This is a genomic window from Streptomyces sp. NPDC090022 (genome assembly GCF_044748145.1).
GTDB lineage: Bacteria > Actinomycetota > Actinomycetes > Streptomycetales > Streptomycetaceae > Streptomyces.
The window spans coordinates 217886-230749 of sequence record NZ_JBIVFN010000003.1; the positions used below are offsets into that span (position 1 = coordinate 217886).

9 protein-coding genes are annotated in these 12864 nt (G+C 73.2%); 3 read left to right on the plus strand and 6 right to left on the minus strand.

What is annotated here, in order from left to right; translation table 11 throughout:
- Nucleotides 1-34 precede the first annotated feature (34 nt).
- Nucleotides 35-5035: an FG-GAP-like repeat-containing protein gene (locus tag ACIPXB_RS08880; protein ID WP_401446427.1), complete on the plus strand. Its 5001-nt coding sequence runs from the start codon at nt 35-37 to the stop codon at nt 5033-5035.
- A 153-nt stretch (nt 5036-5188) separates the two neighbouring features.
- Here ACIPXB_RS08880 and ACIPXB_RS08885 read toward each other — a convergent pair whose 3' ends face one another.
- Nucleotides 5189-5884, minus strand: coding sequence for a PH domain-containing protein (locus ACIPXB_RS08885; RefSeq protein WP_401446430.1), 696 nt, complete (start codon nt 5882-5884; stop codon nt 5189-5191).
- 169 nt (nt 5885-6053) lie between these two features.
- Here ACIPXB_RS08885 and ACIPXB_RS08890 point away from each other — a divergent pair, with 169 nt between their 5' ends.
- Nucleotides 6054-6689 carry a DUF3592 domain-containing protein gene (locus ACIPXB_RS08890; RefSeq protein ID WP_401446433.1) on the plus strand — a complete coding sequence of 212 codons (636 nt, stop codon included), beginning with the start codon at nt 6054-6056 and terminating at the stop codon, nt 6687-6689.
- A 59-nt stretch (nt 6690-6748) separates the two neighbouring features.
- On the opposite strand, the gene ACIPXB_RS08895 is transcribed toward ACIPXB_RS08890, so the two are convergent.
- The gene (locus ACIPXB_RS08895) at nt 6749-7849 is read right to left on the minus strand and encodes an AI-2E family transporter (protein WP_401446436.1); all 1101 of its coding nucleotides are present in this window, start codon (nt 7847-7849) and stop codon (nt 6749-6751) included.
- 205 nt (nt 7850-8054) lie between these two features.
- Between ACIPXB_RS08895 and ACIPXB_RS08900 the strand changes: the two genes are divergently transcribed.
- On the plus strand, nt 8055-8909 hold the full coding sequence (locus ACIPXB_RS08900; RefSeq protein ID WP_401446439.1) for a DMT family transporter: 855 nt from the start codon (nt 8055-8057) through the stop codon (nt 8907-8909).
- 85 nt (nt 8910-8994) lie between these two features.
- On the opposite strand, the gene ACIPXB_RS08905 is transcribed toward ACIPXB_RS08900, so the two are convergent.
- The 4 genes from ACIPXB_RS08905 to ACIPXB_RS08920 form a co-directional block, all read right to left on the minus strand.
- Complete coding sequence (locus ACIPXB_RS08905; RefSeq protein WP_401446442.1) at nt 8995-9696, minus strand: YoaK family protein; 702 nt, start codon at nt 9694-9696, stop codon at nt 8995-8997.
- Nucleotides 9697-9825: 129 nt separating this feature from the next.
- Nucleotides 9826-10773 carry an alpha/beta hydrolase fold domain-containing protein gene (locus ACIPXB_RS08910; RefSeq protein WP_401446445.1) on the minus strand — a complete coding sequence of 316 codons (948 nt, stop codon included), beginning with the start codon at nt 10771-10773 and terminating at the stop codon, nt 9826-9828.
- 119 nt (nt 10774-10892) lie between these two features.
- Complete coding sequence (locus tag ACIPXB_RS08915; RefSeq protein WP_401446448.1) at nt 10893-11561, minus strand: response regulator; 669 nt, start codon at nt 11559-11561, stop codon at nt 10893-10895.
- Nucleotides 11558-12763 carry a sensor histidine kinase gene (locus tag ACIPXB_RS08920; RefSeq protein ID WP_401446451.1) on the minus strand — a complete coding sequence of 402 codons (1206 nt, stop codon included), beginning with the start codon at nt 12761-12763 and terminating at the stop codon, nt 11558-11560. Before ACIPXB_RS08920 ends, ACIPXB_RS08915 begins: the two co-directional genes overlap by 4 nt.
- Nucleotides 12764-12864: the final 101 nt, after the last annotated feature.

Consider the following 12864-nt stretch of genomic DNA (forward strand, 5'->3'; position numbering starts at 1 on the left):
TCCACGGCCGCGGGACGACTCCCGAGGAATATTCGTGAGACCACCTCTGGCGCGCCTGCGTGCCACCGCTCCACCGCCCCGTTGGAGGGCATCGGCACTGGTCACCAGCCTGGCGCTGACCGCCGGACTGATCGGGACCGCCCCCGTGGCACTGGCGGCCGGGCCCAGCGGGAATACCCCCGGTAAGGAAGCCGCGTCTCCCGCGAACGAGGCAATCAAGGCCTCGGCCGAGGCGAAGCGGACCGGGAAGCCGGTCGAGGTCGTCGGCCAGCGCACCGAGATGGAGGAGGTGTGGGCCAATCCCGACGGGACCATGACGGCGGAACGCGCTCTGGTGCCCGTACGGGTACGCCGGGGCGGCAGCCTGATTCCGGTGGACACCACCCTCGAAAAGGCGAAGAACGGAACCCTCTCGCCGAAGGCGACGGACATCGGGCTGGCCTTTTCCGGTGGCGGTGACGCCCCCCTCGCCGTCATGTCGAAGAACGGCAGGAACGTTTCACTGTCCTGGCCGAAGCCGCTCCCCGCGCCCGTGGTCGAGGGCAACAGCGCCCTCTACCGCGAGGTGCTCCCCGGAGTGGACCTGAGGGTGACCGCGCAGGTCGACAGCTTCGCCCACGCGCTGGTCGTCAAGACGCGCGAGGCCGCGGCCAACCCCGCGCTCGCCCGCCTCGACTTCGGCCTCAAGGCCCAGGGGCTCGACATACGCGCCGAGGCCGACGGCCAGCTCCGCGCCGTCGACCCGGCCGGGCAGACCGTGTTCGGCTCCGCCAAGCCCCAGATGTGGGACGCGAGCGGCGAGAAGGCCCAGGCCGCGAAGGACCCCGCCGCCAAGGCGCCGGCCGCTTCCGCCCCCGCCTCGAAGGCCCCGGCCGCTTCCGCGCCCGCCGGCAAGTCCCTGCGGTCGGCGCCCTCGGACACCGCCGCGGCCGAGGCGCCCGCCGCGGCCCCCGCTCCTGCGGCCCCCGCTCCTGCGGCTCCCGCTCCCGCGGCTCCCGTCGACGGCATCACCGACGGCACCAAGCAGGCCGACCTCGGCGTGAAGCTGGCGGGCGAGAAGCTCACGCTGACGCCCGACAAGAGCCTGCTCACGGCGCCCGACACCACGTACCCCGTGGTCATCGACCCGACCTGGGACGCCTGGAAGACGGCGTGGACGATCGCCTACAAGCACAACGCCTTCCCGTCGTCGGCCGGTACGAACTACTGGAACGGCGGCACGCTCAGCAAGGACGCCCGCGTCGGCTGTGCCAAGGACGCCTCCAACGGCAACCAGGTCGTCTGTGCCAAGACCTTCTTCCAGGTCGGCATGAAGGAGTACTGGGACAAGCAGATCCTGGAGTCCACCCTCCGCATCAAGCAGAAGTCGGCGGGCTCCTGGAGCTGCAAGTCCGGTGACATCCAGGTCTGGGACACCGGTACCATCTCCAAGTCCACCACCTGGAACAACCAGCCCGGCTGGGCGCGGATGGTGGACGCCACCGGCCAGTCCTACGGCGGGCGCAACTGCCCCGGCGACGGCGACCTCATCGAGCTCAACGTGAAGTCGGCCGTCGCGGACGCCGCCAAGAAGCACTGGGGCACCTGGACCTTCGGCCTCAAGGCCGCCAAGGACACCGTCGACGTCTCCTGGCGCAAGCTCGACCCCAACAGCGCCCGGATCTCGATCAAGTTCAACACGCCTCCGCCGGCGCCCAAGGACCGCTCCACGGACCCGTCCGTGCCCTGCACCGGTGGCGTGATCGGCACCACCGACTACGTCGTCCTGCGCGCCCGGGTCACGGACAAGGAGGACACCACCCTCCACGCCGAGTTCCACTACTGGAAGGACGGCGCCGCCCCGGTCAAGACCGAGGTGAAGGCCGCCAACGGCAACATCGCCGAGCTGCGGATCCCGGCCGGCAACCTCGACGGCACCTACAAGTGGGACGTACGCACCAGCGACAAGATCGCCGCGCCCGGTCCCTGGGCCGGCCAGTGCCAGTTCACCATGGACCGCACCAGGCCCGACCAGCGGCCGACGGTGTCGTCGCCGGTCTTCCTCGAGAGCGTGGACGACCCGGCGAAGATGGCGGTCGCCGGAACCACGGGCAAGTTCGTCTTCGGCGCCAACACGGTGAAGGACGTCACCGGCTACCGCTGGTGGACCGACACCGATCCCAAGGTGAACGAGGTGCCGACCACCGCCCCGGGCGGCTCCGTCGAGGTTTCCTACAAGGCCAACACGACCGGGGCGCAGCGCCTGTTCGTGCGCAGCTTCGACGCCTCCGGCAACCAGTCGGAGATCAAGGAGTACCTCTTCTACACCAAGCGCCGGCCCACCCGTGACAAGCCGGGCGACCTCAACGGCGACGGCCACGTGGACATGTGGAGCGTCGACCCCGGTTCCGGCAAGCTGTGGATGCACCCCGGCAAGGGCGACGGCGGCTTCGACGTGTCGCGCCGCCTCGACGACAGCGACTCGTTCGCCAACGTCACCTCGATGACCCACCGCGGCAGCTGGAACGAGGACTTCTACGAGGACCTGGTCACCCTGCGGCCGGCCTTCGACGACGCCGAACGCAGGAAGCTGTACGTCTACCCCAACCGCGGCGACGGCAGCCTGCTCGACGACCAGAGCGACCGCCTGGAGCTCATGGTCGGCAACCCCGAGATCGACGACCACTGGTCCCAGGCCGACCAGGTGCTCTCCATCGGCAGCGTCAACAACGACGACGACAAGCCGGAGATCACCGACGCCGACCATCCCGACCTCCTGGTGAAGTCCGGTGACCAGCTCTGGCTGTACCTCGGCTCGCCGGTGGGCTACCTGGACGCCATCAACGAGCCCATCCTGCTCGGCAACGCCGACTGGAAGAACATGACGCTCCTGGCGCCCGGCGACCTCAACGGCGACAGCCTGCCGGAGATCTGGGCCCGGGACACCGTCTCCGGCAAGATCCACCAGTACACCAGCCGCAAGACCACCGACGCGACCTCTCCCACCGTCGCCGACCTGACCGTGTACGCCGACCCGGCGGCGCGGGCCACGGCCATCGGCACCGGCTTCACCGGCGCGGCGTACCCGAACCTGACGACCAACGGCGACTTCGAGGCCGACGGATTCGCCGACCTGTACGCGCGTGACGGCGACGGCCGCATCACCGAGTTCCCCGGCCGGGCCCCGGTCGCCGGCTCGGCGTTCGGCGCCGGCCGCCAGCTCGTGCTCGGCGGCACCTCCTGGTCCGAGTGCCAGGAGTTCCCCTCCGCGGCAGCCGCCAACAAGAAGCACTCCGTGTGCGGTCCGATCCTGGCCAAGTTCCTGGCCAAGGGCGGCACGGCCCTGGGGAAGCCGTCCAGCGACATCCAGGTCACCAGTGACGGCGTGGGCCGGTTCGTCCACCTGCGCGGTGAGGGCCAGACCAGCGACAACGGCTCCATCTACTGGCACCCGAGCAGCGGCGCCTGGGTGGTGTGGGGCGGCATCCGCGCCAAGTGGATGGCGCTGGGCGCGGAGAAGGGCATCATCGGGTACCCGACCTCCGACGAGACCGCGACCTTCGACGGCGTCGGCCGCTTCTCCACGTTCTACTCGCCCGTCGGCGGCAAGGGCGGCATCTACTGGTCGCCGGAGACCAGCGCCTGGTCGGTGCACGGCGGCGTGTACGACAAGTACACCGCCCTCGGCGGCCCGGCGAGCTACCTGGGCTACCCGGTGACCGACGAGACCAACGTCGCCGACAACGTGGGCCGCTTCAACCACTTCCGCAAGCGCTCCGACGCCGCCGCCACCGGTTCGATCTACTGGACCAAGGCCAAGGGCGCCTGGTCGGTGTTCGGTTCGATCCGCAAGAAGTGGATCGAGCTCGGCGGCGAGAAGAGCGCCCTGGGCTACCCGGTCTCCGACGAGTACGAGGTCGCCGGCGGACCCCGGGAGGACTTCCAGAACGGCTACATCCGGCACAACCGCACGACGGGCTCCACCGTCGAGCACAAGGCCGCGGACCGCACGGCGCACCTGCGCACCGACCTGTCGGGCGACTTCAACGGTGACGGCCGCGCCGACCTGGCCACCGTCTACGACTACGGGGCCGACACCACCGCCCTGTGGGTCCTCGACGCCCGCCCCGACGGCGGCTTCGAGGAGCCGACGGCCCGCTGGACGAGCGGCAAGGGCAGCTTCGCCTACAGCCGCTCCAAGTGGGTCACCGGCGACTTCAACGGTGACGGGCGCGACGACATCGGCGCCGTCTTCGGCTACGCCGACGGCAGCAACGCGCTGTGGTCGTTCCTGTCCAACGCCAATGGCACCTTCACGCCCGTCAAGGGCCTGACGGCCGCCGTGGGCAACTTCGACTGGTCCAAGGGCATCTTCCTGGCCGGTGACTTCAACGGCGACAAGCGTTCCGACATCGCCATGGTCTACGACTACGGCAACGGATCGGCCGGCACCCACACCTGGACCTCCAAGCCCGACGGCACCTTCAACTCGGCCGTCGCCAGCTGGAAGGTGGCCGCCGGCAACTGGTGGATCTTCAACGCCAGCTTCCGGGCCGGTGACACCAACGGCGACGGCCGCGACGACATCCTCGCGCTGTACGGCTACTCGGCCGGCGGCGTGGCGATGTTCACCTTCCAGGGGCAGGCGGGCGGCGGTTTCGCCGCCCCGGTGAAGTCGTGGACGCAGACCAAGGAGCAATGGGAGTACCCGCGCACCAAGTTCACGATCGGTGACTACAACGGCGACGGCCGCGCCGACGCCGCGCTGATGTACGACCACGGCAACGGGCAGGCCTCGCTCTCCACCCTGCTCGCCAAGCCGGACGGCACCGTCGGCGACGCGGTGCGCAGCTGGGAGACCCCGGACGAGAACTGGTACGCCTCCAACGCCGGTTACCCGGTCTCGGGCGACGCGGACGGCGACGGCCGCGACGACGTCCTGAGCATGTACAACTACGCGAGCGGCGCGACCGGAGCGTTCACCTTCAAGGGCCGCCCCGACGGAGGCTTCGAGAACGGCTTCCTGAGCTGGCAGACCCTGCCCGGCACCTGGTGATCGCATCGGCGCAGCTGATCCGCGGAACTGATACGCAGAACTGATCCGCGGAACTGATCCGCCGCCGGCACCAGCCGGCACCAGTCGGCACCAGTCGGCCCCGCACCGTGACCCGGTGCGGGGCCTTCGCCGTTCCCGGCTGGTGCCGCAGCACTAGCGGTCGCGGTTGCGCAGGTACGAACCCAGCCAGACCGCGAGGAAGACCACCACCGGGACCACGAACAGCGGCCAGGCCGGCAGGTCGGCGGTCTCGCTGAGCAGCAGCACGAGGAACAGGACCAGGAACGCGGACATCGCGCCGATCGCCCAGAACACGGCGAGCAACGCCCCGCCGTCCCGGGCGTTCTGACGGCCGATCCGCCGCTCCGCCTCGGGGTCCGGCCGCCAGTCCGCGCCCCGCAGCTCCGTCCACGCCCCCCGGATCAGCTCGACCTCGCGGTCTACGGCGACGTGCAGGTCGTCGACGTACATGAGCAGCACGCGCCTGCCCGCGGGGCCGTAGGCGTACGTGATGACGCCCGGCGCGTTCTGCTGCATGGCGGCCGCCGGGTTGGGGACGGCCCGGATGTCCTGGATCTCCGCCCAGGCCAGCCGGCGTTGCCCGATGAACCCGCGCACCCGGATGCCCTTGAGGTCCACGGAGGTGGCGCAGCGCCTGGCGGCGAACAGCAGCCAGCCGAAGAGGGCCAGCAGCAGCGCCGTGACCAGCAGTTCCACCCAGCCCGGGATGTCCTCGCCGGTCCACACGGGCAGCAGCGCGGCGGGCGTGCCCAGCCCGACGGCGAGGTAGAGCACGGTCATACGACCGGCCTTGATGCGGTACTCGCGCGGCAGCGCGCCTGCGCCCATGCCGTCCCCCGCTCCACGGACCAGCACCTGCGGAAAACGCCAGTCTAGGCAGCAACCCCCTTGTCAAGAAAGGGAGTTGTCGCCACGGGCCCCGCACGCCGGGCGGGCCGCCACGGGGCCTGTCCGGTAATCGGTGGGACGCGCCCGGCTCCTGGCATATCGTCTGATCATGATCTTTCTGCCGCTGATCGTTCCCGCGCTGATCCTCGTCTTCTGCGCCCTCGTGATGACCTGGACGGTCGTCCGGGTGCGGCGGGTCGAGGCGGCCTGGCGCAGTGGGATCGAGGCCGAGGGGCGGTGCGTGGGCGGATACGTCGTCACCCGCCGCGCCCAGGGGTCGGCGGGCTCCTCCCGTACCCACCGGCACGTGTACGAGTTCACCACCCCCGACGGGCGCACGCACCGGTTCGAGGAGGCGGGCGGGGCGGCCACGACCGTGCCCGGCGACGTCGTCACGGTCCGCCACCCCGAGGGCCGGCCGGACCGGGCCACCGCGCTGCCGCCCGGTCGCGGGCGGACGGCGCTCACCCTGGGTGTGGCGGGCACCGTCTGCGGACTGCTGGCGGCCGGGGCCGTCGCCTTCGCCGTCCTGTACGTGACGGGCACCGACCGGGGCGGGGACCACGACGTGCCGCGGCTGCCGACGGGGCCGGCGGAACCCCGCCGTTCGGACCCGCCCACCGGGTTCCCCACGGACTTCCCCACGGAATTCCCCTCGGGCTTCCCCACGCCTCCGCCGGGTGCGTTCCCCTCGGGGTTCCCGACCGACTGGCCCAGCGGCTTCCCGACGCAGCCGGGCCGGTAGCCCGAGTCCCGGGGCGCGGGTTCACGTCGAGCCGGCGCAGACGCCGCCGTGGGTCCCGGTCACATCGGCTGAGTGCCGGGGCCGGGGCCGGGGCCGGGGTCCGCGGCGGCCTCCGCCCGGCGGGCCTCGCGCAGCGCGGTCACGACGGACCAGCACACCGACACCAGCGGTACGGCGACCACCGCGCCGACCACGCCCGCCGCCACCGCCCCCGCGATCACCGAGATCGCCACGACCAGCGGGTGCAGCCGTACCGCCCAGCTCATCACCAGCGGATGCAGCAGATGCCCCTCGATCTGCCCGATGACCACGATCAGCGCGACGACGATGAGCGCGATCACCGGTCCCTTCGCGGCCAGGGCGACCACCGCCGCCACCGCCAGCGCCACGGGCGAGCCGATCAGCGGGATGAACGCCGCGAAGAACTCCAGCAGGGCCAGCGGCACGGCCAGCGGGACGCCCAGGACGTACAGGGCGATGCCGACCAGCACGGCGTTCGTCGCCGCGACCAGCACGATGCCGTGCGTGTAGCCGGTGAACGTCCGCCACGCCGCACGGCCCGCCACCTCCCAGCGCCCGCGCACCGCCCTGCGCGGCAACTGGTCGCAGAACCACGCCCACATCCGGTCGCCGGAGTGGATGAAGAACGCCGAGGAGAACAGCGCCAGCGCCAGCACCGTCAGCACCTCGACCAGATGGCTCGCACCGCTGACGGCCGTACTGACCAGCGTGGAGCGGTGGCTGGAGAGCCACTGCCCGAGCCGGACCTGCAGATCGGTCAGGGCCTGCGGGTTGAGCCGCAGGGGCGGTTGCTCCAGCCACCGCTCGATGCGGTCCAGGCCGTCCCGGAACTCCCGCGCCAGCGTCGTGCTCTCGCCCGCCACCGCCTCGCCCACCAGGGCCAGCACGCCGAGGACGAGCGCGATCGAGCCGATCAGGGAGACGGCCACGGCCGTCGGACGCGGCAGCCCGCGCGCCACCACATCGGTGAGCGGCCGCACCAGCGCCGTGACCACCAGGCCGAGGAAGAGCGCCACGCCGATCTCGTGGAACCGGCCCAGCACGACGAAGACCCCGTACACGCCGACGGCCACGACGATCAGGCGCCACGCGTAGGCCGCGGCCGTGCGCAGGAGGGGTGACACCGGGGGCGGCTGCATTCCCACGAGGTACCACCGGGCGGCTGCCCGGCCACGCCCGCCGCCGGAGTTTCGCCCGACCGGGGCCCGGCGGACGACACGGGGCGCGGCCGGACGACACGGGGCGCGGCCGGGTGACACGGGACTTGGGGCTGTACGGGCGAATGGCGCGGGGCGTGCCGGTCCCCGGCGGACCGGGCGGGCGGCCGGGGCCGAGGATCGGCGCATGGGCTTCGTCGTGCCGGTCCTCTGCGCGCTGTTCGCCGCGCTCAGCAACGCGCTCGCCACGGTGCTCCAGCGGCGGGCCGCGGTGACCGTGCAGCAGTCCGAGGGATTCCGGCCCGGGCTGGTCCTCGATCTGCTGCGGCGGCCGGTCTGGCTCGCCGGGATCCTCGCGGTGATCGCCGCGGGGGTGGGGCAGGCGGTGGCGCTGGCCACCGGGCCGCTGGCCCTCGTCCAGCCGCTGTTCGTCCTCGAACTGCCGCTCGCGCTGCTGATCGCCTCGCTGCTGACGCGGCAACGGCTGCCCGGGGTCCTGTGGCTGGCCGTGGCGGGGGTGGTGGCCGGGCTGGGCGTGGCGCTGGTGGCCGCCTCGCCCGCGGGCAACCGTACGCACGTACCCCTGGACCGCTGGGTGCCGGCGCTCGCGGCGTGCGCCGCAGCCGTCCTGGCGCTGGCGCTCGCGGGGCTGCGGCGGCCGCCCGGCCGGGCCCGCGCCGGGTGCCTGGGCGCGGCCACCGCCATCTGCTACGCGCTCACGGCGGCCCTGATGAAGTCGTCCATGCACATCCTCGACGAGCGAGGGCTCGGCGGGTTCCTGACGAGCTGGCAGACGTACGCGTTCGGGGCGGCCGGGATCTGCGCGCTGCTGCTGCTCGAGCACGCCATGCAGGGCGGCCCGCTGGTGGCCTCGCAGCCCGCACTCACCCTCGGCGACGCGGGCGTGAGCCTGCTGCTGGGCGTCCTGCTGTACGAGGAACGGCTGCGCGCGGGGTGGTGGCTGGCCCCGCAGCTGCTGGGAGTGGCCCTGATCGTCGCCGGGGTGTTCGCGCTGGCCCGCAGCGGGGCGGGCGCGCAGTAGCGGGCGCCGGTGTCCGGCGGGGGGACCGCGCCGGGACCGCGCCGGGACCGCGCCGGGGCCGCGCCGGGATCGTCGGACGGCGACGTCACGTGGGGCGCGGGCCCAGGGCCGGGTAGGCGAGGCGGACGGCGGCGACCAGCAGGACCAGCGCCAGCGGCGGGACGAGCAGCCAGTTCACCGTCCAGCCGGCCCCGACCAGCAGCGCGCCGGTCAGCCCGCCCGCGAACATCGCCAGCAGGGCGGCCGCGCGCGGCCCCCAGGCCGCCGCACCGTGCCCGAACGTGGCGTCGTGACCGAGGGACGAGCCCAGGAGCGCGGTCAGGGTACGGGTCACCAGCGTCGTCGGCACCCCGGGTACGCCGACCCGCATGGCCGTGACGTTGCGCAGGCCCATCGCGAAGGCCAGCAGGGCGGTCACCGCCAGGTGCCGGGGCGTGGGCGAGCCGAACCGGGCGGTCAGCCCCCAGCCGACGGCGGCCGCGCCGGCGATCAGGACCGCCTCGCCGAGCAGCCCGAGGACGACCCACCGCCGGCCCCGCGCGGCGTACCGGGCCTCCGCGCGGGCCCCGCACACCGCGCCGACGGCGAAGGCGAGGAGGGAGACGGCGGGGCAGAGCGCGGGCAGGCCGCGCGCACCGGCGGCCCCGAAGGAGAGGAACAGGACGTTCCCCGTCTGCATCGCGGTGAACACCGGTCCCAGGGCCAGCAGGCTGACCGCCTCGATCAGACCGGTCGACGCGGTCAGGACGACCATGCTGAGCGTGAGCGGGTGGCCGGGTTCCCTCATGAGCCCCGAGCGTGGCACGCGGGCCCCGGCGGAAGCCGCCGACACGCGTCACGCGCCACCCATGTTCGTGCGCCGGGGCCGGCCGGCACGCCGGCCGGCCCCGGACCACCACTGTGCTAACTCGTGTAACTACCTGCTCCGGCGGAGCCGGCCGGCGAGGAAGGCGACGCTCTCCGCGACGATGGGGGTGACGTCCGGGGCACCCAGGAAGATGTGGTCCGCGCCGTCGACCGGACGGAGGGTGACATCGCCGCCGACGCCCTCCAGGGCGCTCGCCAGGATCTCGCTCTGGCTGTAGGGCACCAGGCCGTCCGCCGTGCCGTGGACCAGCAGGAACGGCGGCGGGACGGCGGGGCCCGCGTAGCTGACCGGGCTGGCGGTGCGGGCCAGCCCCTCGCGCTCCTCGGGGGCGCCGCCGAGCAGCGCCTCGAACGGGTTCGGGAACGGCGTGCCGGGCGGGGCGGGCGGCAGGGGGTGCGCGAGCAGCGGGGCGATCTCGGAGACGCCGTACCAGTCGACGACGGCCACGACGCCGCTGTCGCCCTCCGGTACCCCCTCGGTGCCCTCCAGGGTCACGCCCTGGTCGCCGTCCGGACGGACCAGCCCGGCGAGCGCGGCCAGGTGGCCGCCGGCCGACTCGCCCCACACCCCGATCCGGTCCGGGTCGATGCCGAGGGCGCCGGCGAAGTGGCGGACGTAACGGATGGCGGCCTTCACGTCGTGCAGCTGGGCCGGGAACGGCGCCTCCAGGCTGTGCCGGTAGTCGACGCTGACCAGCGCGAGTCCGGCGCGCAGCACCGAGTCGTGCAGCAGCTCGACGGGCACGGTCGGCGGCGGGTAGCGACGGTCGCCGTCCAGCCAGCCGCCGCCGTGGATCCAGACCACGGCCGGCACCGGACCCTCGGCGGAGGCGGGCACGTGGACGTCGAGCAGGCGCGGCCGGTACCCGGGCGTGGTGGCGTAGGTCAGCCCGTCGAAGAACCGGGTCCCCGCCGGATCGGTCCGCGCGTCGCCCGGAGCCCGGAAGGGCGGGGGCGGCCAGCTCAGGTCGAGCCCGGGGGGAAGGGTCTGGGTCATCGTCGCCTCGATTCGCAAGGGGCGGTGCGGCCGCGACCGCGCGGCACGGAGATTGCCGAGATGTTACACGTGTAACAACTCCGGGGCGATCCTCTCCGCGACCGGATCCCGCGTGGTGGTCAAGGGCTCCGTCGTTCGGCCTGGACCAGGCCCGTCTCGTACGCGGCGATCACCGCCTGGGCCCGGTCGCGCACGCCGAGCTTGCCGAAGACGGCGGTGATGTGGTTCTTCACCGTGGAGACGCTGATGTCCAGTTCCGCCGCTATGCCGGCGTTGTCCAGGCCGCAGGCGAGCAGGCGCCAGATCTCCACCTCGCGCGGGGTGAGTCCGGCGGGGGTCGGCGGGGCGGGGCGGGGCTCGCGCGGGGCCGACCGTACGTACGTCGAGATCAGCCGGGTCAACAGCCTCGGGGCGACGGCGGCCTCGCCGGTGTGGACGGTACGGACGGCCGCGATCAGCTCCTCGGGCGAGACGTCCTTGGGCAGGAAGCCGTAGGCGCCGGCACGCAGGGCGGCGACGACGTACTCGTCCATGTCGAACGTGCTCAGCGCGAGTACCCGGGACCCTGGCCGGACCTCGGCCAGTTGCCCGGTGGCGGCCACTCCGTCGAGCACGGGCATCCGGATGTCCATGACCACCACGTCGGGGAGGAGCTGCTGGGCCAGGGCCACGGCCTCTGCTCCGTCCGCGGCCTCGCCGACCACCTCGATGTCCGGGTCGGGCGCCAGGATCAGGGCCAGGCCGCGCCGTACCAGCGGCTGGTCGTCGGCGATGAGCACGCGGATCATCGGCGGTGTTCCTCTCGTGACGTGTGCGGCGCGTGGACCGGGTGCCGCGGGGCTTCGGCGGGTTCGGGGGACGCCGGTACGGGGAGGCGGGCCGCGACCAGGAAGCCGCCGTCCTCGTGGGAGGCCGCCTCCAGGGTGCCGCCGTGCAGGGCGACGCGTTCCCGCATGCCGATCAGGCCGTACCCGCCGTGCCGGGCGGGCGTGCGCCGGCCCGCGCCGTCGCCGGGGCAGGCGTTGCGGACCTCCACGGCGACCTCGTCCGGACGGTACGTCAGCCGGACCCGGGCGGGCGCGTTCCCGGCGTGCTTGCGGGCGTTGGTCAGGGCCTCCTGTACGACCCGGAACACCGTCAGGCCGACGGTCGGCGGCAGCGGTCGGGGCGGGCCGCTGACGGTGAACTCGGTGTCCATCCCGGCGAGCCGGGACTCCGTGACGATCCGCTCCAGGTCCCCGGCCCCGGGCTGCGGGGCCGGCGGTACCGCCTCCGGTTCCTCTCCGGCCCGCAGCACGTCGAGCAGTTGCCGCATCTCCCCGAGGGCGAGCCGGCCGGAGCCCTCCAGGGTGACCAGGGCCTCGCGGGCGGCCTCGGGGTCGTGGCCGAGGTTGGCCCGGGCACCGCCGGCCATGAGCTGCATGGTGGTGATGTGGTGGGCGACGATGTCGTGCAGCTCGCGCGCGATGCGGCGGCGCTCCTCGGCCACCGCCCGCTCCGCGAGCAGGACCCGCTTGGCCTCGGCCTCCCGCTGCCGGCGTCTGACCACCAGGCCCGTGGTGACGACGAGCAGGGTGGCGCCCGTGTTGGCGAGGAGCACGACGCCGGAGTCGAAGGTCAGTCCGCCCTGGCCCAGACTGGTCAGCGGCGCCGTCACGAGGGCGGCTCCCACCAGCACGGGCACCCGGCAGGCCACGGCGACCGAGTAGAGGGCGACGGTCGGGGTGAGGCCGAAGTGCGGCGGGACCGGGGCGCTCAGGTTCACCACCACGCCCAGCAGCAGGACGGCCGCGAGCGTGACGACCGGGTGACGGCGGCGGGCCAGCAGGGCGAGTGACGAGGCCGTCATGAGGAAGGCCGCCGCGACTTCCAGCGGAACGTCCTCGAACTGCGTGCCGAGGGCGAAGCCCGTGAGGTCCACGGCGGCCGTCCCGACCGCCACCAGCGCGTCATTGCGCGACCACGTCAGCCTCTCGGCGCGCGTGCCCATCGTTCGGCCCCTCTCCCACGGACCGCCGTCGGGCTGCCCTCGTGGCCCCATTCTCACACCGGGGAGCGCCCCGGACACCCGCCCTCCGGTCCGGCCGCGAC

Excerpts from the sequence above, each read along its gene's own strand:
- ACIPXB_RS08910 (WP_401446445.1), bottom strand. The coding sequence starts at position 10,773 with ATGACCCAGACCCTTCCCCCCGGGCTCGACCTGAGCTGGCCGCCCCCG.
- ACIPXB_RS08905 (WP_401446442.1), bottom strand. The coding sequence starts at position 9,696 with ATGAGGGAACCCGGCCACCCGCTCACGCTCAGCATGGTCGTCCTGACC.
- ACIPXB_RS08920 (WP_401446451.1), bottom strand. The coding sequence starts at position 12,763 with ATGGGCACGCGCGCCGAGAGGCTGACGTGGTCGCGCAATGACGCGCTG.
- ACIPXB_RS08885 (WP_401446430.1), bottom strand. The coding sequence starts at position 5,884 with ATGGGCGCAGGCGCGCTGCCGCGCGAGTACCGCATCAAGGCCGGTCGT.
- ACIPXB_RS08895 (WP_401446436.1), bottom strand. The coding sequence starts at position 7,849 with ATGCAGCCGCCCCCGGTGTCACCCCTCCTGCGCACGGCCGCGGCCTAC.
- ACIPXB_RS08890 (WP_401446433.1), top strand. The coding sequence starts at position 6,054 with ATGATCTTTCTGCCGCTGATCGTTCCCGCGCTGATCCTCGTCTTCTGC.
- ACIPXB_RS08915 (WP_401446448.1), bottom strand. The coding sequence starts at position 11,561 with ATGATCCGCGTGCTCATCGCCGACGACCAGCCGCTGGTACGGCGCGGC.
- ACIPXB_RS08900 (WP_401446439.1), top strand. The coding sequence starts at position 8,055 with ATGGGCTTCGTCGTGCCGGTCCTCTGCGCGCTGTTCGCCGCGCTCAGC.